The sequence below is a fragment of the Jannaschia seohaensis genome, assembly GCF_900116765.1.
In the GTDB taxonomy this organism is placed as follows: Bacteria; Pseudomonadota; Alphaproteobacteria; order Rhodobacterales; family Rhodobacteraceae; genus Jannaschia; species Jannaschia seohaensis.
Window position 1 is genome coordinate 1 of record NZ_UETC01000008.1, and the last position, 19,210, is coordinate 19,210.

A 19,210-nucleotide genomic window follows, 5' to 3' on the forward strand; every position below is an offset into this window, starting at 1 on the left:
TACTAGCGCGATATACAGACGTCTGATCCATCGAATGCTCGATCAAACCCAAACCGCCCGCATATCTCTTCAGATATACAATCATGTCAAAAAGCTCGGAGACAAAAACACCGCATCGCACCAAAATTTCTTGGTGCAACCCGATCTAGCTGCCTCAGGATGTCGGTCCGGCCCTTCGGAAGTCTGCGCTCCGTCGTTCCGTCCGTTCCCGTCAGCGCCTCAGCGCCGCCGGTGAGGGGCTATCTACGGATGGGGACCGTGGGCCGCAAGTGGAAAATTCACGTTCAGGTCGTTTTTTTGCGCGACCTAGCGTCAACCGCCCGAATTCGCGGCACTGGCCGGACTTGTCCCCTCCCCTGGCCCGGCGCACCATCGGCCCACACAGCATAGGAGCCGAGATGTCTGTCCCCGCGCCCATCGTCTTTGACGGCCACAACGACCTTCTCACCCGGCTCTGGCAGGCGGGCGGCACCACAGCCCTCGATCAGATGGTCATCGGTCGGGCCGGAGCCATCGATCTGCCCCGCGCCAAGACCGGGGGATTCGGAGGCGGCTTCTTCGCCTGCTGGGTGCCCTCCCCCGAGGACCAACCTCTCGAAGAGCTCCACGCGCTCATGTGCCAGCCCAGCTATGACATTCCCCTGCCCGTCCCGATTGCATGGGACGAGGGGATGCGCGTCCTGATAGGCCAGGCGGCGCTTCTCCTTGAGATGGACCGGCGCGGCCTGCTTCGGGTCTGCCGCAGCACCGCCGAGATTCGCGCGGCGATGGAGGCCGGCGTGATGGCCGCCATCTTCCATGTGGAGGGGGCCGAAGCGATCGACACCGATCTCGACGCGCTGGATCTTCTCTATGCCGCCGGGCTGCGCTCGATCGGGCCGGTTTGGTCGCGGAGCACCCCCTTCGGGCACGGCGTCCCCTTCGCCTTCCCCTCCTCCCCCGACCGTGGCCCTGGGCTGACCGAGGCAGGGAAGCGCCTCGTGACGCGCTGCAACGAGCTGGGGATCATGCTCGACCTGAGCCATCTGAACGAGGCGGGCTTCTGGGACGTGGCCAAGCTGTCGACCAAGCCGCTCGTCGCCACTCATTCCAACGCCCACGCGCTCTGCCCCCATTCGCGCAACCTGACCGATGCGCAGCTCGACGCCATCGCCGAGAGCGACGGGATGGTGGGGCTAAACTTCGCCGTCTCCTTCCTGCGCGAAGACGGCCGCAAGATCGCGGATACGCCCATCGAGGACATGCTGCGCCATCTCGACCACCTGATCGGACGGCTGGGCGAGGACCGGGTCGGCCTGGGCTCCGATTATGACGGCGCGGTCGTGCCCGAGGCGGTGTCGGACGTCTCCAAGCTGGGCGTCTTGCGTACCGCCATGGCCGAGCACGGCTATGGCGAGGCGCTCATCGCCAAGATCTGCCACGGCAATTGGCTGGCGCTGCTGGACCGGACCTGGTCCGACTGACGGCCTATTCGGCGGGCTGCGGGACTGGCACGGACCGGCGACGCTCGGTCAGCACCAGCAGGGCGGGCGTCACGACCAGCGTCAGGACGGTCGCCACCACCAGCCCCCCCGCGATGGCCGAGGAAAGCTCCGTCCACCATTGGGTCGACGGCGCGCCATAGACGATCTCGCGCTTCGCGAAGTTGAGGTTCACGCCGATCACCATCGGCATCAGCCCCAGCGCCGTCGTGATCGAAGTCAGCAGCACGGGGCGCAAGCGTTGCGCGCCGGACCGCAGCGCCGCCTCTCGCACCGATTGTCCCTCGGCCCGCAGCGCGTTGAAGGTGTCGATGAGGACGATGTTGTTGTTCACCACGATCCCCGCCAGGGCGATCACGCCGATTCCGCCCATCACAACGCCAAAGGGGCGCCCAGTGGCCAGCAGGCCCAGTAGCACGCCGGCGATGGAGAAGACGATCGCCGTCATCACGATCCCCGCCTGGACGAAGCTGTTGAATTGCGTGACCAGGATCACGAGCATCAGGAAGATGGCGGCGATGAAGGCGCCGATCAGGAACTCCATCGCCTCGGCCTGATCCTCGGCCTCGCCGCCGAAGCTGTATTCCACCTCCTCGGGCAGCACGTCCGGCAGCGCCGCTTCCAAAGCGACGATCTGATCGTTGACCAACACGCCGGGCGCCACGTCCGATTCGATGGTGACGACGCGGCGCTCGTCGACGCGGCGGACGATGCCGACCCGCTCGGAGGGGGCGAAGGTCACGAAGTTCGAGATCGGCACCAGCCCGGCCGAGGTCGGCACCCGCAGCGCGCTGAGTTCCGCCAGGGAGCGCGCCTCGCCGGGGAAGCGCACCCGGATATCCAATGGCCCGTCCGCGTCCTCGGGCCGGTAGTCGGCCACGGTGATTCCCTGCGTCAGCAGTTGCACCGCCTGCCCCAGCAGAGAGACATCGGCGCCGTAGCGGGCGGCCTCCTCCCGGTTGACGATGATCTCGACCTCGACCCCCGGCAGAGGCCGCGTGTCGGTGACATCGGTAAAGCCGCCCATCCGCTCCATCAGCGCCAGGACGGCACCGACCCCCGCATCGCGCGCGGCAGAATCGCGGGCGCGCAATTCCAGGCTGACGGGCTTGCCCGCCGCCGGGCCGCCGCTCTCTGTCTGAACCTGCACATCGATGCCGCCGATATCGGCGACGCGGGCGCGGACTTCGTCGCCCAGAACGGCGGCCGTCTCTCGTGTGTCCCAATCGGCAAGGTCCAGTTGGATCGTGCCGATCACCTCCTCGTCGCCCTGCCCCGCGGAGAGGGTGGAGCGCGCATAGACCGAGGCGACGCCCTCCATGCCCGTCAGCCGCGTCTCCACCGCGCGCACCAGCGCGTCCCGCTCCCAGATGGAGAGGTTGTCGCGGGCGCGCACCTCCACCAGCATCGCCTCTGGTTCGACCGAGGGAAAGAAGGTCACGCCCCGCCCGAACTGCGCATAGAGTCCGAAGGCGCCGAGCAGCAGCGCCACGGCCAGCAGCAGCGTGGCGCCCGGCCGCAGGATCGCACGATGCAGCACCCGGATATAGGCGCCGGTGAGGCCGCCGATCTCCCGTGGGTCACCGGTCTCGGCGGCACGGAAGGCCCGCTTGGCCGCCGCCGTCTGCGGCTGGGCCCGGCCGATCAGGCCGCCCAACACCGGGATCAGGATCAACGCCATCAGCAGCGACGCCGAGAGCGTCAGGATCACCGTCACCGGCAGGAACTTCATGAACTCGCCCACGAGCCCGGTCCAGAACAGCAGCGGGAAGAACACGCTGAGCGTCGTCGCGGTCGAAGCGATGACGGGCCAGGCCATGCGCTTGGCGGCCTCGGCATAGGCGGTGCGCGGATCGGCCCCCTCCTGCAAGCGGCGGTCGGCCAGTTCGACGGTGACGATGGCCCCATCGACCAGCATGCCCACCACCAGGATCAGCGAGAACAGCACCACGATGTTCATCGTGTATCCCATCGCCCAAAGCGCGATGACCCCGGTCAGGAACGCGCCCGGGATGGCCAGCCCGACCAGGATGGCCGAGCGCACACCCAGCGCCGCGACCACCACGATCATCACCAGGATGACGGCGGCGATCACGTTCGCCTCCAGGTCCGAGAGCATGTCGCGCACCTCCTCGGACTGGTCCTGAAGGAAGGTGACCTCGACGCTGTCGGGCCAGTCCTCGGCCAAGTCGCCCATGGCGGCCCGTACTTCCGACACCGTCTCGATGATGTTCGCCCCGGAGCGCTTCTTGACCTCCAGTGAAAGCGCGGGCTGCCCGTCGATCCGGGCAAAGCCGGTCGGGTCCTCGAAGGTGCGGCGGATGACGCCCACATCGCCGAAGGTCACAACCGCGTCGTCGCGCACCTTGATCGGCATGGCGAGCACGTCGTCGAGATCCTCGATCAGGCCCGGCACCTTCAGCACGATGCGCCCGCCCCCGGTCTCGATGGCACCGGCGGCGATCAGGCGGTTGTTGCGCTGGATCTGGCCGATCACCTCGTCGAAGGAGAGGTTGTAGGTCTGGAAGGCGGTCGGATCGATCAGCACCTCCATGAACTCGTCTCGGGCGCCGGCGAGATCCACCTCCAGGACGCCGCGCAACCCCTCCAGCCGGGTCTGCGCCGTCTCGGCCAGATCGTTGAGCGTGCGCTCGGGGACAGGGCCCGACAGGATGACGGTGATGATCGGGAAGAGCGCCGTGTTGATCTCGGTGATTCTGAGCTCGTTGGCATCGTCCGGCAGTTCGGGCTGAACCCTGTCGGCGGCGTCGCGCACCCGGTCGAGCGCCTCGTCGATATCGCCCCCGGCCTGGAATTCCAGCTGGATCGAGGCAAAACCCTCCGACGCCTCCGAAGACATCTTGGTGAGTCCCTCGATGGCGCCGAACTCCGTCTCCATCGGCTCCAGCAGAAGGCGCTCCGCATCGGTCGGGCTGATTCCCTCCAGCCCGGTCGAGACATAAACCAGCGGCAGCGGCACCTCGGGGTTCGATTCCTTGGGGATCGACAAATAGGCGACCGTCCCGACCGAGAGCAGCAGCAGCAGGACCATCATCGCGACCCGCGCCCGGCTGAAGGCGGCGTCGACCAGCGCGTTCATTCCGGCGTCTCCGCTTGTCGCGTCTCCACCGCCTCGCCGGCCTGGACGAAGCCCTGTCCCACGGTGATGATCTCCACCTCCTCGGGCAGGCCCGTCACCCAAATGCCGCCGGTCTCGGCGCGCACGACCTCTACCGGGTAGAACACGACCCGGCCCGCCTCGACCACCTTGACCCCGATGCGGCCATCGGGATCGAGCGAGATGGTGGAGGGCTGGACGAATTGCCCCAGCGCCTGGCCGGTCGGGATGACCACCGTGGCCGAGATGCCCGCCGGGATCGCACCGTCCGGGTTGGGCACCTCGATCTCGACCAGGAAGGTGCGCGTCTCGGCGGCGGCGGCGGTGCCGACGAAGGTCACCCGGCCCGCGGCCCGCATCCCGGTGATGAAGACGACATCGGCCGTCTGATCCACGCGCAAGGCCGCGACGGCCTGTTGCGGAACCTGGATGGCGACGGTGAGCGGGTCGAGATCGACGATGCGCCCGATTTCGGCGCCCGCTTGCACGAACTCTCCGGGGTCGAGCCCGAATTCCTCGATCCGGCCGGCGAAGGGCGCGGTGATGTCGGACGCCTCCCGCGCGTCCCGTGCGGCGGTGACCGCCGCCTGTGCAGCCGCCAGATCGGCCCGGGCTTCGGCCACGCGGTCGGCGGTCGCCACGCCCCGCTCCAGGAGCGATTCGGCATTGTCGAACTCCCGCTCGGCGCGGGCCAGTTCTTCCTCGGCGCGGCGCAGGTCGGCCTCGGCCCGGTCGGTGTCGAGCCGGGCCAGAACCTGGCCCGCCGCCACGTCCGCGCCCTTCTCGACCAGCACCTCGGCCACATCGCCCGAGACTTCGGCGCGCAAGCGCGTATCCCGGTCCGGCTCCGCCTGCCCTTCGGCCTGAAGCCGCAGGGTCACGGCCTCGGCCTGCCGCCGCTCGGTCGCGACCGAGACCGGACCGGCCGCCGGGGCGGCCTCGGGGGTCGAGGGCGGCGCGGAGGGCAGGAAAAAGCCCGACCCCATCCAGACCACCACCGCCAGCGCGATGAAGGCCGCCACCCAAGTCGCGCGCCCCGCGCCCGGGTCGCTCTCGAAGGTCAGCTCCTTCCGCGTGTCTTCGGTCATGCCTGCCTCCGGTGGATGGGCGCGGCCAAATGGCGCCGCGCGCGGCCTGTTCCAGTCCTCTATTCGCGCACTTGCATCCCATGCAGCTGCGCGTAAAGCCCGCCCTCCGCAAGCAGCTCGGCATGCGTCCCCCGCTGCGCCACCCGCCCCTGGTCCAGCACGACGATCTGATCGGCATCCTGCACTGTCGATAGGCGGTGCGCGATCACCAGCGTGGTGCGGTTGTGCGACAGCCGGGCCAGCGCCTGCTGAACCAGGCGCTCCGACTTGGTGTCGAGCGCACTGGTCGCCTCGTCGAGCAGCAGGATCGGCGTGTCGCGCAAGAGCGCCCGCGCGATGGCGACCCGCTGCCGCTGCCCGCCCGACAGGTTGGCGCCCCGGGGCCCGGCGGGGCTGTCGAGCCCGGCGGGCAGATCGTCGAAGAAGTCGACGACATGGGCCGCCTCGAGCGCCGCCTGCAACCGCGCCTCCGGCACGTCGCGGCCCAAGGTCAGGTTCTCGCGCAGCGTCTCGTCGAAGAGCAGCGTATCCTGGCTGACGACCGAGAAGAGCGCGCGCAACTCGCTCAGCTTGCGCGTCCGGATGTCCTCCCCGCCGATCGTGACCCGGCCCTCATCCGGGTCGACCAACCGCGTCAGCACGTTGAACAGCGTCGACTTGCCCGCCCCCGACAGCCCCACCAGCGCCGTCGTCGTGCCTTGCAGCACCTCGAAGCTGACCCCGCGCAGCACCGGGTTGTCGCCATAAGACAGGGCGACATCCTCGAAGACGATGGAAACGTCGGCGGGCGGCCGGGCGGCGGCGTCGGGCTGCTCCAGGATGGTCGGGACGGTATCGCGCAGCGCATAGATCCGCTCCAGCGAGGCCATCATCGTCTGCCAGTTGCCCGATAGGTCGGCGAGTCGCCGGAGCGGCTGAAAGGCCAGCGACATGGCGGTGAAGAAGGACATGAACTCGCCGATGGTCTTCTCACCCGCGATGATCTGCGGGCCACCATACATCAGCACAGCGAAGAACCCCGCCCCCACCGAGATGTCGACGAGCGCGGGCACGGTCGCCTGCCCGGCCTTGGCGCGCACCGTCGCGCGGACCATGGCGGCGGTCGCCGCGCGAAACCGGCCCTCCTGATAGGCCTCCATCGCGTTGAGCTTGATCGGCGAGATCCCGTGAAAGATCTCGTCCAGCCGCGTCGTGCGCCGCCCCGCGATCTCGCGCAGGGCATGGGATTTCTTGCGGATATAGCGCTGCACCACGAGGCTGGGGAGCACCAGGAGCGGCGCGCCTACCACCGCGATCAGCGTCCAGAGCGGGTCGACCATCAGCGCCACCGCCATCAGCGAGACCAACCCCATCGCGTCCCGCCCCGCAGAGGTCAGGATGCCCGTCCACATCAGCTGGATCGCCTGCACGTCGCCCTGCACCCGCTCGATCAGCTGCCCCGGCGAGTTCGCGGAGAAATAGGCATTGTCGAGCCGCAGGACATGGCCCAGCAGATCCTGCTGCAACCGCGCGGAGGCGTCGAAGGACACCCGCGTCATGATGATCCGATGCAGGACGCTGACAACGCCGCGGACGGCAAAGAGCGCGAAAATCGCCAGCCCGACCACGACGATGAGATCCGATCGGCCATCGACGAAGACCACGTCGAACATCGGCTCCAGCATATAGGCGAGCGCGCCCACGCTGCTCCCCTCGATCGCCATTAGAAGGGCCGCGACCAGGATCCACGGCCAGTGCCGCTTGAGGTAGCCTCTCCAGAGGCGGGCAAAGGGATGACGGGGGCGGGTCACGCGGCGGACCTGATACCTTTTCGAGCGTCTCGACCGGCGCGCATGCGGCACCGGCAGGACCGGGGGCCAGCCCCCGGACCCCCGGAGTATTTCTGGCCAGAAGAAGACTGGCGCGGGGCGCTGAGACGGTCCGCGCGGCTGGTGCGTTTCAGTAGGCTTATGCCCCGGAGCCCGATGGGGCAATCCCGCCGCGACGTGATCTCGCGTGAGGTAACCGGCCCGGGCGGGTATGGCGAGTTCGGGGGCATGTCTGGCGGGGCCCGTCTTCGCGGGAGACGGCGTGCTTGTCGGGGCGCGGTCAGGGGCTCTTGGTCTGGTCCACGCCGCTGGTTGCCTTGGTCTCGCCGGGGCGCGGGGCCAGTCCATAGGGCGCGGCCAGCCGCCAGACATGCTCCGGCACCATATGGCGCATGCGGCGGGGCGCGGTCCGGCGCAGGTGCAGGATCGTCTCAACCGCCTTCATCTCCAGCCGCGCGCGGGCGAACTCCATCCCCCGGGGGCCGATCCGAGGCTGGAGCCAGGCCACCACCGGGCGCAGCCAGTCGGGCATCCGCCGGAGCGGAAGCCCCCCCGCCGCCCGCTCCGTATTGGCGGCGAAGCCCTTCACCGCCCCGGCCCGTTTCCCGCGCGAGGTCAGTGGCCGCGTCACCAGCCGATCACCCAGCGCCGCGACCATCTCCGCTCCGCGGGCGTTCCGCACGATCAGCCACTGATCCCCGTCGCCGCCCATATAGCCTACGGTGACGTCCGCCAGCCGGTTGGTGTAGTCGGTGCAGGTCCGGCAGGTGAGCGGGAAGAAATCCGGGGGCAGGTCTGAGAGAGGCAGCTTGAGGAAGGGAATCGTCCGCACGCCCCCATCCTCGAACCGCATCTCGACACGGTAATCGGCGCGGAACTCCAGATAGGTCACGCGGTCGGGGCGGTCAGTCAGGCGCGCGAGGAAAGCGTGGAAGTTCTCGGTCGTGGTGTTGTCCGAGCACGGCGTGCCTATGACATAGAGCCGTTCCAGCCCCAGTTCCGCTTCGATGGCGCGGAGGGCGTGGACTTGGCAGGGGATGCCGACCAGCCCGATCCGAGTGTGCCCCCGGGCGATCGCCGGCTCCAGCAAGGCCAGCAGGGGCGCATAGCCCATCCGCATCCCCCGCACCCGCGCCATGTCGGCCGGATCGGTGACGATGACGGGTATAGGGCGAAACGGGTCGTCCGGGGCCGGCGCCAAGGTCAGCACGGCGGTCACGACGCCACGGGCCAGGAGATCGGCGGCCAGCGCCGTGGTGATTCCCGTCCATTGTGCGCCCGGCGCGGGCTCTCGCAGCGCCGCCCGATGCATCGACAGCACATGGCCGAAATGCGGGTCCGCGCCCGGCCCGCCGTGGGTGGCCGTCTCCGACGCGGGGTAGTCGGGCACCGTGAACTGGCAGGCCGTGCCACAGCGCGGCGCCAGGGCCATGCGCGAGAGCCCGCAATCGGTGCACAGCTCGCCGCGCGGGGCGGGCGGAGCCAAGTCAGGGATGTCGAGGGGGCGAGTGTCACGCATATTTGACAGTCTGCGTGTCGGACCTGGCGCTGTCCAGCCCCCTCCAAACCGACATGGGCACCCGACCGATCTCGGACCGATACCCGCGACGGAGGCGGACATGGCAGTTGCCGACAGACCGGCCCCGCGCTCTGGGAGACGGCAAGGGAGGGAGTCGCCCGCTGCAATCAAGCCGGCGCCGGGACATCGGCTCGGGCGTCAGACAAGAGTGGCCGTGAGGGGGACCAAGACACGCGGCGGCTCCGCGAAGCACGGGTCGGATAAGGACGAGACCGATCTACACCGGCGGACCGAAGACGACCGGGGCACCGGGTCCGAAGGCAGGTTCTCCCTACCCAAGACGGTCCGCATGACGCCAACACAGGACGAAGCCGCCCGATCTCTCCAAGACGAAGAAAGACGGCGGCCGCGATGTCGTGACCCAGCCCGCCGATGAGATAGAAGGTCGCCCGCAGCAGGGAGACCGGCCCGACCCGGCCTATGGGCGCGGAGCGGACACGAAACACCGAGAGCCGCTCCAAGATGGACAAGGCCCGAGGCTCTGACCCGGGAGCGGCGAACCGGGCGATCCAAGCACCCCAGGCTTAAGAACCCGCCCCGTACCGGGCGCGCAGAGCGCTCCCCCAACCAAAGCCCCGACGCCAGCGCGACCGTGGCCCGCGACGTCAACGGTCCCTTCTTCTGGCCCAAAATACTCATATCCCGACGCGGGCCGATTGCATTGCCGGCCCGGCGGAGCGCACCCCGCTCCAGTCAGACCAGTTGCCAGAGTTGGAACATCGCCCCCGCCGCGAAGGCGCCCGACAGCGACAGCGCGATGTAGAGGGCGAAGACCGGCGGCCGCGCCAACGCCCAGACCGCCATTGCCGCAGGGATCGAGGTCACGCCTCCCGCCACCAGGAAGGCCATGCCCGCCCCCGGGGCCATGCCCTGCTCAATCAGCCCGCCCACCAGCGGCAGCGCGGCATAGCCGTTGAGATAGGCCGGCACGCCGACCAGCGTGGCGGTCGCGATGGGCATCAGGCCCTGGCCGCCCAGCACGGAGGTCACGGTTTCGGCCGGGACCCAGGCCAGCATCAGGCTCTCGATCAGGAAGGCAAGGGTCAGCCACTTGGCCAGGAACAGCGTCGTGTCGACCGAGACCTTGGCGAACTTCGCCCGTCGCTCCGCGTCCTGCCAGAAGCGCCAGACCGGCGGCTTCGGCGCGCGGATCTTCGACCCGCCGCAGCCGCCATTGCCGACGCCCTCGCGCAGCGGGTCCGCCAGGGCGCCGCCCCGCGCGAGCACGTGCACGACCAGCCCGCCGAAGATGCCCAGACCGATGGCTGCCAGCGTCTTGGCGATGGCGAACTCCGCGCCCAGCATCCCCGCGGTGAGCACGAACATCGACGGGTCCATGATCGGCGAGGCCAACCAGAACGCCATGACCGCGCTCAGCGGCACGCCCATCGCCAGAAGCGCCGCGATCAGCGGGATCACCCCACAGGAGCAGAAGGGCGACAATCCGCCCGCCAAAGCCCCGACCAAGACCATGACGAGCGGCGCGCCGGTGAACGCCTTGGCGATCAGGTTGTCGGCTCCGGTCGCCCCCGCCCAGGCGGCGATGGCGATGGACAGGATCAGGTAGGGCGCCGTGCGGATCAGGGCGCCCACCGCAAAGGTGGCACTCTCGACGGCCTGGGATGTGTCGAACACCGCAAGCACCAGCAGGATCGCGAGCGAGGCGAGCCAGACGCGATAGTCTTTCCATGCCGATGCCCAAAGGCTCGGGCTTGGCCTCGGCAGGCTGCTGTCGGTCATATCCACATCTCCGGATAAATAGGTCTATCTAGGCAAGCGAAGGTCTGTTTCATTCGGCTCTCACGCCGCGTCGCCCGGGGCGGCGAGCCCGGCGCAGCATTCTTCGGTGAGGAAGGCGACAAGACCGCGGATGCGGTCGAAATCGACGCGGTTGACGGTGGCGCGGCCCTGCCGCTCCTGCAGGACGAGGCCGGCATCGACCAAAGCGGCGAGATGGTGGGCCAGTGTCGAGGCCGGCAGGCCGAGATGCGCGCCGATCTCGCCGACATTCAGCCCGTCATCGCCCGCCCGCACCAGCAGACGAAAGATGGAGAGGCGGGCATCATGCCCCAGCGCGGCCAGGGCGCGGGCCTGGAGGGTCAGTTCGGTCATGCCGCCTTCATAACTACATTTCTAGTTTTGTAAAGGTGTCTAGTGCAGGACGCTTGCCACCGGCCCGCATGCCGTATAGCCCCCGCGGCGTTTCCCACCCCATCAGGAGTTAACGGAATGGGCTACAAGGTCGTCGTCTGCGGCGCCACGGGGAACGTGGGCCGCGAAATGCTGAACATCCTGGCCGAGCGCCAGTTCCCCGTCGACGAGATCGTCGCGCTCGCGTCGCGCAAATCTCTCGGGACCGAAGTGTCGTTCGGCGACAAGACCTTGAAGACCAAGGACCTGGAGCAGTTCGACTTCACCGGCTGGGACATCGCGTTCTTCGCCATCGGCTCGGACGCGACCAAGATCTACGCCCCCAAGGCGGCGAAGGCGGGCTGCGTGGTGATCGACAACTCGTCGCTCTACCGCTACGACCCGGACGTGCCGCTCGTCGTTCCCGAAGTGAACCCCGAGGCCGTGGACGGCTATTCCAAGAAGAACATCATCGCGAACCCCAACTGCTCGACCGCGCAGATGGTGGTGGCGCTCAAGCCCCTGCACGACCGCGCGCGGATCAAGCGGGTGGTGGTGTCGACCTACCAATCGGTCTCGGGCACCGGCAAAGAGGCCATCGACGAGCTCTGGGACCAGACCAAAGGCATGTATGTTCCGGGTCAGGAGAAGGAGCCGAAGGTCTACCCCAAGCAGATCGCCTTCAACGTGATCCCGCATATCGACGTCTTCATGGAGGATGGCTCCACCAAGGAAGAGTGGAAGATGGTCGCGGAGACCAAGAAGATCGTCGACCCGTCGATCAAGGTCACGGCGACCTGCGTGCGGGTTCCGGTCTTCGTCGGGCATTCCGAGGCGGTGAATATCGAGTTCGAGGACTTCCTGGACGAGGACGAAGCGCGGGACATCCTACGCACGGCGCCGGGCATCCTGGTGGTCGATAAGCGCGAGCCCGGCGGCTATGTCACGCCGGTCGAATGCGTGGGCGATTTCGCGACCTTCGTGTCCCGGATCCGGCAGGATGCGACGATCGAGAACGGCCTCAACATGTGGATCGTCTCCGACAACCTCCGCAAGGGCGCGGCACTGAACGCGGTGCAGATCGCGGAGACCCTCGGCACCCGGGTATTGAAGAAGGGGTGAGACACGGTCCGGGCCGCCGGCCCGGCGGAGGCCCCAGTGGGGCCTCCGAGTGTCGAACGGGCGGAGCCCAAAGCGAACCGGGCCTGCGGCCGGCGCCGGCTCCAACACAGGCACCGAGACGCGGTCGGGCGGAGCCTTGGAGAAATGCCGAAACCAGAGCCGTTGCCCGATCTGCATCGATCGGCCGAAGGGGGGCGCGCTCTAACCTCACTCGATCAACGGATCGTCCTGCGCATCGACCAACCCCACCGCACCGTGGGGATGTCCGGGCAGGGCTCCGCCGAAGCGTCGGACGAGTACGCGGTAGGGCACGCCCAGTTCCGATCCCTTGCAGACCTTGCGCCCACCCCTGGCGAAGAGGGCAAGACCGCCTCCCGCCGCGCCGAGGCGATAGCCCTGTCGTCTCAACCGTGCGTTCAGGTCGTCCCAGCCGCGCGCCTCCGCGATGTCCCGGGCGAGGAGCGCCTGCAAGGACGCGACGAGCTGCTCATCCGCCCGATTGGGCGTCTCCGTCCGCGGGCCGCTGCGCCGCAACTCCCGCACCAGGGCCGTCCGGATCACCTGGCCGGGTGTCACGTCGTGCCGCCCCGCCAGGGCCTCCACCGCCCGAAGCATGTTCTCCGGCAATCGAATCGTTATGTCCCGCTGCGCCACGCCCCCTTGTCGCTCGGCGTTCTTAACGCCCGATTAACGATCGCAGGGCTGACAATCCCGTCTCCCATCGCCACACTGGACAGGCCCCAACGACCGGACTCGCCATGCGCCTCGCCCTGCTCCTTTGTGCCCTTCCCGGCCTTGCCTGTGCCGAGGATATCCTGCTGCCCGCGCCCGTGACCGAGGCGCAGATCCATCTGCGTGGCGCCGTGCTCACACGGCAGGCCGAGGCGCGTCTGCCAGCGGGCACCCACCGCCTGCTCGTGCCGGTTCTTCCGCGCAGCGTCGAGATGCCGCGTATCGCCCTGACGGGCGCGTCGCTCGGGATCGTGAGCACGCTCGACGGCGCGCTGGTCGACGGACGGGACCTCTATACCGACCGCCAGAACGCTGCCGCCGACGCTCTGGACGCCGCGGAGGCGGCGCGCGCATCGGCAGAGGACGCGCGCCTCTTGGCCCGCACCGATCTCGACGCGGCGGAGGCGCGGCTGGCCTTCCTGCGCTCGGTCTCGGGACAGGCCCTGAGCGGCCTGGACGCCGGCAGCATCGCCAGCAGCGCGGCGGCGATCGGCGGGGGCATCGCCGAGGCGCAGGCCGATCTCGCCGGGGCGCGCGCCGCCCTGCGCGCCGCAGACGACGCCGTGGCGGAGGCCCGGCGGACCGAGGCCCAGGCGCGCCGCGACGCGGACCGGGCCGGGATCGGCGACGCGCCGGTCTCGCTGCTCGCCATCGGGCTGACCACCGAGGGCGGGCCGGTTTCGGTGACCCTGGAAGACGTGAGCGACGCCGCCGGCTGGAGCCCGTCCTACCGCGCCGATCTGACGGACGGCACCGTCACCTTGGACCGCCGGGCGGAGCTTTGGAACGGCACGGGCGTCGCAATGGAGCGGACGGCGCTGACGCTCTCGACCGCGGATCTCTTCGCATTCGCGGAGCCGTCCGAGCCGTATGCCGACCGCGTGGTCACCCAGCCAGAGACGACCTTCGCCCCGCGAAGCCCCGTTGAGCAGAGCGCCGAGGCGGACGGGGGCGGCGCGCTCAGCCAGGATTTCGCCCCTGCACCGACCGTCGCGCAGGACAAGGCCCTCATGGCCGAGGCCCTGCTCGACGGGGTCGTCGTGACCTATGCCTATCCCGAGCCGATCTCGCTTCCGGCGGCCAGCGGGACGACGACGGTGGTGCTGGACCGGCTCGACTTTCCGGCGCGGGTCTTCGACCGCGCGGTGCCGCGCTACGACGAGACCGCCTATCGGATGGCGGAGATCGTGAACGCCACCGGCGAGCCGCTCCTGCCCGGCTCGGTCACGCTCCGCCGCGACGGGGCGCCGGTCGGGCAGACGGAGCTGCCCCTGATCCCCGCGGGGGACACGGCCGACCTGCCCTTCGGCCCCCAACCGCATCTGCGCCTTGAGTGGCGCGCGCTGGAGAACACGGCTGGAGAGCGCGGCGTCTTCACCACCCAGGGCACGCGGCGGCAAGACGTGGTCCTGCGGGTGCGGAACCTGTCGGAAACGGCGCAGACGGTCGAGACGCTGCACGCCCTGCCCTTCTCGGAGCGCGATGCGGTCCAGGTCACGGCCCGGACGATCCCCGCCCCGGACGCGCGGGACGTGGAGGACATCCGCGGGCTCGCCCGCTGGGATCTGGACGTCGCGCCGGGCGAGACGGCGGAAATCACCATCCGGGTCGAGATCGACTGGCCCGAAGGGGAAGTCCTGAACTGGCAGCCCTGAGCCTCAGCCGGCCCGCCCCGGGACGGAAAGCTGGTTAAGAAGCGCCACGCGCGCCACCGCCTGGGCCGTGGTCTCGACGCCCAGCCGCTTCCGAGCCTCGCGCAGCTGCTTCTCGATCGCGGCCAGCGAGCGATCCATCAGGATGGCGACGTCCTGCACCGACTTGCCATCGGCGATCCAGCTCAGGATCTCCCGCTGCCGGGGCGAGAGCCTGCCATTGGGAAGCTCCAGCGGGAGTTGGGACATGCGGGCATGGGCAGCCCCCGCCAGCGCCTCGATGGCGGGCCCGTGGCGGCCCCAGATCGCATCGACCGCGGGCTGATCCAGATCGGGGCGCGCCGTCAGCCCCATCGCGGCTTTTCCGGTCAGGGCCGAAAACGGAAAGCCGATCGTATAGCCGGCATGGAACCCGAGATCAGCCAGCAGCGCGTTCAACTCCGGCCCATCGGCCTCCATCCCATATTCCCGCAACAGCTCCGGCTGGCGCGACCAGCTGATGGCGCCCACATTCTCCGCCGCCCAGCGCCGCATCGGCGAGCGGTCGAGCACCTCGCTGCGATAGATCCGCTCCATCCGTGGGTCGGAGTGACTGGTCAGGGTAAAGCGCAGGGACCGGCTGAGATGCACCGGATCCCGCAGCGCGGGCGCGTGGGTATAGTTGAGACGGTCGAAGCCATAGCGCGCCAGCACCGCGCGCAAGGCGGCCCAGACGCTCTCGATGTCACTGGCCTCCAGCAGACGGCTGACGGCCGCCAGCGCCTCCGCCTCGTTCGGCGGGGCCGAGGGACCGGAGACATCGGCGGCGTGCCTTTCGTCCCCCTGCCGGGTGCGACAGTCGCGCGTCAAGCGCCGCCCCCCGTCACGCGCCGCGCGCCCGCGATCCGCCGATCACAGCGGAACGAACCGATTCGTCTGCGCGTCATAAATCTCAAGCGCGCCTTCCTTCAGATCGTTCCAAAGCCCATGCAGCGCCAATTCGCCGTCCTTCACCGCCTCGGCGACGAAGGGGAAGGTCATGAGATTGTCGAGCGAGACCAGCACCGACTGCTTTTCCAGGGCCTCCAGCCGCGCGCGCCCCTCAAGCTCCTTGACCTCTTCCCAGCCGGGCCGCAGCACATCCATCCAGCGGCCGACGAAGCTGTCCTCCCGGTCGAGCTCGGGCGCCTCGCCGGAACACATCGAGGCACAGCCCGCCACGCCGCCGCATTCGGAATGGCCGACCACCATGACCTGCGAGACATGCAGCGCTGTGACCGCGTATTCGACCGCCGCCGAGGTGCCGTGATGCAGCCCGTCCGGCTCGAACGGAGGGACGAGATTGGCGATGTTGCGGTGGACGAAGAACTCCCCCCGCTCCGCACCGAAGAGAGACAGCACGTCCACCCGGCTGTCGCAGCAGGCGATGACCATGGTCCGCGGCCGCTGCCCCTCGGTCGCCAGCCGCCGATACCAGGCGGCGTTTTCGACAAATTCCGTGGCCTTCCACCCGTAAAAACGTTGGACGAGGGATTTCGGCAGCGGCTTCGTCGGTCTCATGAGGGCGGTCCTGGCGGTCGGTCTGGTCCCTCGGCGTTCTTACGGATCAATTTGAGACGTTTCGAGGCTTTTCTACCGCGCGCCGACCTCACCCCGCCGCGTTTCCGCCCCGGTTCGCCGCCACATCCGAACCCGTGCCGTGGGGGCGCTGAGCGAAAGATCGAAGAGACATGACCGAGACCCTGACCCTGCCCGCCAAGACCGAAGCGGTGGAGTTCGACCATGACGTGCTGGCCGACCTCTGCTCCCTGCACGGCGCCGAGATCGAGACCTTCCTGACCGAGTACCTGCTGCATATCGGGCGCCTGATCGACCGGACCGCGCGCCTGCTGCGCCAAGGCGATGTCGCGCGGCTGGAGCGGACCTGTCTGGATCTGGCGGAGTTGTCGCGCACGATCGGCATGCGCACTGTGACCCAAGCTGCCCATGCCGTGCGCGACGCCATCGCCGCCGAGGATCCGGCCGCGCTGGCGGCCTGCGGCGCGCGGTTGGTGCGCCTGGGCCACCCCGCCGCCATCGAGACTTGGACGGTTCGCACCGCCACGACGGCCTGAGGGACGCCTGCGGCCTTGCGGCGGCGGTCGGCGCGGCTATCGTGTCGGTCGCCTTGCCCCGAGAGCCGAGACGCCCATGACCGCCCGCTTCGCCGATCCCGATCCTGCCGCCATTCCGATCCGTATCGTCGCGGCGGACGACCTCGACCGGTGGCTCGCCGGCCAGGACGAGCCGGTGCGCGACTGGGTGGCAGCGAATGGCTTCACGGCCAAGGCGGGCGAGATCCTGTGCCTGCCCGCCCCCGACATGTCGGTTGCGCGGGTGCTGTTCGGTTGGGGCGGCCCGAAGGACCATGCCCGTGGCCGGTTCCTCTTCGCCAAGGCCGCGGCCGCGCTAAGCCCCGGCACCTACGCATTGACCGGCGACCTGTCCGCCGACCAGCGCGAGGAGGCGGCTCTGGGCTGGCTGCTCGCGGGCTACCGGTTCACCCGCTACGCGGGCAAACCGCAAGAGGCCCCGCGCCTCGTCGCGCCCGAGGGTGTCGATGCGGCCCGGCTGGAGGCCATCGCCGCCGGCGAGACGCTGACCCGCGACCTCATCAACATCCCCGCCAACGACATGGGCCCCGCCGAGCTGGAGGAAATCGCGCGCGGCCTGGCCGACGAGCATGGCGGCGTGATCGAGGTGACGCAGAGCGAGGCCCTGGCCACCGGCTTCCCCCTGATCCACACGGTCGGCCGCGCCTCCACCCGCGCGCCCCGGCTGATCGACCTCCGCTGGGGCCAGGAGGGCCCGACCCTGACGCTGGTCGGCAAGGGCGTCTGCTTCGACACCGGCGGACTGAACCTCAAGCCCAGCGCCTCCATGGGGCTGATGAAGAAGGATATGGGCGGGGCGGCCACGGTGCTGGGCCTCGCCGCGATGATCATGACGACCGGCGCCAAGCTGCGCCTGCGCGTGCTGATCCCGGCGGTCGAGAACGCCGTCTCGGGCGATGCCTTCCGCCCCGGCGACATCCTGACGGCGCGGAACGGCACGACCGTCGAGATCAACAACACCGACGCGGAGGGCCGGCTGGTGCTGGCCGACGCCCTGGCGCTCGCCGCCGAGGATCCGGCCGACCTGACGATCTGCATGGCCACGCTGACCGGCGCGGCCCGCGTCGCCGTGGGGCCGGACCTGGCCCCGTTCTACACCGATGACGACGCCATGGCGCTGGCACTGATGCAGGCGGGGCGCCGGGTGCGCGACCCGCTCTGGCGGATGCCGCTGCACCGGCCCTACGAGACGATGATCGAGCCGGGGATCGCCGATCTGGACAACGCGCCCAAGGGCGGCTTCGCCGGGTCGATCACCGCCGCGCTCTTCCTCGACCGCTTCTCCGGCCCGGGCCGTTTCGTCCATTTCGACATCTTCGGCTGGAACCCGACGGCCGCCCCCGCGCGCCCGGTTGGCGGCGTCGGAATGGGCGCCCGCGCCATCCTCGACGCCTTGCCCCGTCTTCTGCCCACATGAGCGCTCTAGACCCCCGCCTCACCCCCGCCAATGGCCACGCCGCCGCGCATGAGTTGCGCGGCGTGGTAGAGGCGACGCGCTATGTCAAAGGCACGGTGCGCACGGTGCAGCAGCCGCTGGTCAACCTGGCCGAGGCGCCGCGCGGGGAACGGGCAAGCCAGCTTCTCTTCGGGGAAGCGTTCCGCGTCATCGACGAGCGCGACGGCTACGCCTTCGGGCAGAGCCTGCGGGACGGCTATTGCGGCTACGTCCTGGCCGGCGCCCTGGCCCGGCAGGAGGCGGCCACCCACTGGGTCGCGGCCCCCGCGACCCATCTCTACCCCAAACCCAAGGTGAAGGCGCCGCCCGAGGTCTCGATCTTCTTCGGCAGCCATGTGCGCGTCACCGCCGATCACGGAGAGTTCCAGAAGATCTCCACCGGCCATTTCGTCCCGACCCAGCATCTACAACGCCTGCGCGCCCGGTTCTCCGATCCGGTGGGCGTGGCGGATATGTTCCTCGGCACGCCCTATCTCTGGGGGGGCTCCTCGCGCTGGGGCATCGATTGCTCGGGCCTGGTGCAGCAGGCCTTCGTCGCCTGCGGCATCGATTGCCCGCGCGACAGCGACCAGCAGATGGGCCTCGGCCGGGAGCTGCGCGAGGACGAACCGCTCCATCGCGGCGATCTGATCTTCTGGCGCGGCCATGTCGGGATCATGGCCTCGGATACGCTGATGCTGCACGCCAACGCCCACCACATGGCCGTCGCCTACGAGCCGCTGGAAGAGGCGATGGCCCGCATCGCGGCCAGCCAGGCCGAGTCGACCGGCGCGGGAGAGGTCACGGCGCGGCGCAGGGTCGAAAGACCCGCCTGAGCCGCATCGCGCGCCAACCGGCCCGGCAAGACCCGCGCCCTGTCGGGCTGCGCGCGTGACCGCCCTCGGCGCCGGGGATGGCTTGAGCCGTCTTTCC

General features: G+C 69.3%; 15 protein-coding genes. 6 read left to right on the plus strand and 9 right to left on the minus strand.

All coding sequences use genetic code 11. The features are described from left to right. The first annotated feature begins 398 nt into the window (after positions 1 to 398). Positions 399 to 1,463, plus strand: a complete 1,065-nt coding sequence (locus tag DTQ71_RS15475; protein WP_109565208.1) for a dipeptidase — start codon at positions 399 to 401, stop codon at positions 1,461 to 1,463. A 4-nt stretch (positions 1,464 to 1,467) separates the two neighbouring features. On the opposite strand, the gene DTQ71_RS15480 is transcribed toward DTQ71_RS15475, so the two are convergent. The 6 genes from DTQ71_RS15480 to DTQ71_RS15505 form a co-directional block, all read right to left on the minus strand. Further along, entirely contained in the window at positions 1,468 to 4,581 is a 3,114-nt protein-coding gene (locus tag DTQ71_RS15480) for an efflux RND transporter permease subunit (RefSeq protein WP_109565209.1), read from the minus strand. Then, positions 4,578 to 5,687, minus strand: coding sequence for an efflux RND transporter periplasmic adaptor subunit (locus tag DTQ71_RS15485; protein WP_109565210.1), 1,110 nt, complete (start codon positions 5,685 to 5,687; stop codon positions 4,578 to 4,580). Before DTQ71_RS15485 ends, DTQ71_RS15480 begins: the two co-directional genes overlap by 4 nt. Before the next feature lie 59 nt (positions 5,688 to 5,746). Next, on the minus strand, positions 5,747 to 7,477 hold the full coding sequence (locus tag DTQ71_RS15490) for an ABC transporter ATP-binding protein (RefSeq protein WP_281271248.1): 1,731 nt from the start codon (positions 7,475 to 7,477) through the stop codon (positions 5,747 to 5,749). A gap of 298 nt (positions 7,478 to 7,775) precedes the next feature. Then, entirely contained in the window at positions 7,776 to 9,014 is a 1,239-nt protein-coding gene (locus DTQ71_RS15495) for a Coenzyme F420 hydrogenase/dehydrogenase, beta subunit C-terminal domain (protein ID WP_109565212.1), read from the minus strand. A gap of 753 nt (positions 9,015 to 9,767) precedes the next feature. Further along, positions 9,768 to 10,814, minus strand: coding sequence for a permease (locus DTQ71_RS15500; protein ID WP_172500064.1), 1,047 nt, complete (start codon positions 10,812 to 10,814; stop codon positions 9,768 to 9,770). A gap of 60 nt (positions 10,815 to 10,874) precedes the next feature. Then, positions 10,875 to 11,186: an ArsR/SmtB family transcription factor gene (locus DTQ71_RS15505; protein WP_109565214.1), complete on the minus strand. Its 312-nt coding sequence runs from the start codon at positions 11,184 to 11,186 to the stop codon at positions 10,875 to 10,877. 117 nt (positions 11,187 to 11,303) lie between these two features. Here DTQ71_RS15505 and DTQ71_RS15510 point away from each other — a divergent pair, with 117 nt between their 5' ends. Continuing rightward, positions 11,304 to 12,326, plus strand: a complete 1,023-nt coding sequence (locus tag DTQ71_RS15510) for an aspartate-semialdehyde dehydrogenase (protein ID WP_109565215.1) — start codon at positions 11,304 to 11,306, stop codon at positions 12,324 to 12,326. A 207-nt stretch (positions 12,327 to 12,533) separates the two neighbouring features. On the opposite strand, the gene DTQ71_RS24365 is transcribed toward DTQ71_RS15510, so the two are convergent. Next, a complete protein-coding gene (locus DTQ71_RS24365) occupies positions 12,534 to 12,941 on the minus strand; it encodes a hypothetical protein (protein WP_245947584.1) in 408 nt (135 codons plus the stop codon). Positions 12,942 to 13,084: 143 nt separating this feature from the next. Here DTQ71_RS24365 and DTQ71_RS15520 point away from each other — a divergent pair, with 143 nt between their 5' ends. Beyond that, the gene (locus DTQ71_RS15520; RefSeq protein WP_109565216.1) at positions 13,085 to 14,713 is read left to right on the plus strand and encodes a DUF4139 domain-containing protein; all 1,629 of its coding nucleotides are present in this window, start codon (positions 13,085 to 13,087) and stop codon (positions 14,711 to 14,713) included. Positions 14,714 to 14,716: 3 nt separating this feature from the next. Here the strand turns inward: DTQ71_RS15520 and DTQ71_RS15525 are convergent, their stop codons facing one another. Beyond that, positions 14,717 to 15,559: a helix-turn-helix transcriptional regulator gene (locus DTQ71_RS15525; RefSeq protein ID WP_109565217.1), complete on the minus strand. Its 843-nt coding sequence runs from the start codon at positions 15,557 to 15,559 to the stop codon at positions 14,717 to 14,719. 42 nt (positions 15,560 to 15,601) lie between these two features. After that, entirely contained in the window at positions 15,602 to 16,249 is a 648-nt protein-coding gene (locus DTQ71_RS15530; RefSeq protein WP_109565218.1) for a carbonic anhydrase, read from the minus strand. Positions 16,250 to 16,419: 170 nt separating this feature from the next. On the opposite strand from DTQ71_RS15530, the gene DTQ71_RS15535 reads away from it, so the two are divergent. From DTQ71_RS15535 to DTQ71_RS15545, 3 genes are all read left to right on the plus strand, one after another. Further along, positions 16,420 to 16,803 (plus strand): hypothetical protein, encoded by a 384-nt coding sequence (locus tag DTQ71_RS15535; RefSeq protein WP_109565219.1) that lies wholly within the window; start codon positions 16,420 to 16,422, stop codon positions 16,801 to 16,803. 76 nt (positions 16,804 to 16,879) lie between these two features. After that, on the plus strand, positions 16,880 to 18,259 hold the full coding sequence (locus DTQ71_RS15540; protein WP_109565220.1) for a leucyl aminopeptidase family protein: 1,380 nt from the start codon (positions 16,880 to 16,882) through the stop codon (positions 18,257 to 18,259). Then, on the plus strand, positions 18,256 to 19,113 hold the full coding sequence (locus DTQ71_RS15545) for a C40 family peptidase (RefSeq protein WP_109565221.1): 858 nt from the start codon (positions 18,256 to 18,258) through the stop codon (positions 19,111 to 19,113). The genes DTQ71_RS15540 and DTQ71_RS15545 overlap by 4 nt, the downstream gene beginning before the upstream one ends. The last annotated feature ends 97 nt before the right edge of the window (positions 19,114 to 19,210 follow it).

Bases quoted from the DNA above. Each gene is read 5' to 3' on its own strand.
- DTQ71_RS15485 (WP_109565210.1), bottom strand. From the start codon at position 5,687: ATGACCGAAGACACGCGGAAGGAGCTGACCTTCGAGAGCGACCCGGGC.
- DTQ71_RS15535 (WP_109565219.1), top strand. From the start codon at position 16,420: ATGACCGAGACCCTGACCCTGCCCGCCAAGACCGAAGCGGTGGAGTTC.
- DTQ71_RS15475 (WP_109565208.1), top strand. From the start codon at position 399: ATGTCTGTCCCCGCGCCCATCGTCTTTGACGGCCACAACGACCTTCTC.
- DTQ71_RS15520 (WP_109565216.1), top strand. From the start codon at position 13,085: ATGCGCCTCGCCCTGCTCCTTTGTGCCCTTCCCGGCCTTGCCTGTGCC.
- DTQ71_RS15500 (WP_172500064.1), bottom strand. From the start codon at position 10,814: ATGACCGACAGCAGCCTGCCGAGGCCAAGCCCGAGCCTTTGGGCATCG.
- DTQ71_RS15545 (WP_109565221.1), top strand. From the start codon at position 18,256: ATGAGCGCTCTAGACCCCCGCCTCACCCCCGCCAATGGCCACGCCGCC.
- DTQ71_RS15510 (WP_109565215.1), top strand. From the start codon at position 11,304: ATGGGCTACAAGGTCGTCGTCTGCGGCGCCACGGGGAACGTGGGCCGC.
- DTQ71_RS24365 (WP_245947584.1), bottom strand. From the start codon at position 12,941: ATGCTTCGGGCGGTGGAGGCCCTGGCGGGGCGGCACGACGTGACACCC.
- DTQ71_RS15495 (WP_109565212.1), bottom strand. From the start codon at position 9,014: ATGCGTGACACTCGCCCCCTCGACATCCCTGACTTGGCTCCGCCCGCC.
- DTQ71_RS15480 (WP_109565209.1), bottom strand. From the start codon at position 4,581: ATGAACGCGCTGGTCGACGCCGCCTTCAGCCGGGCGCGGGTCGCGATG.
- DTQ71_RS15505 (WP_109565214.1), bottom strand. From the start codon at position 11,186: ATGACCGAACTGACCCTCCAGGCCCGCGCCCTGGCCGCGCTGGGGCAT.
- DTQ71_RS15540 (WP_109565220.1), top strand. From the start codon at position 16,880: ATGACCGCCCGCTTCGCCGATCCCGATCCTGCCGCCATTCCGATCCGT.
- DTQ71_RS15530 (WP_109565218.1), bottom strand. From the start codon at position 16,249: ATGAGACCGACGAAGCCGCTGCCGAAATCCCTCGTCCAACGTTTTTAC.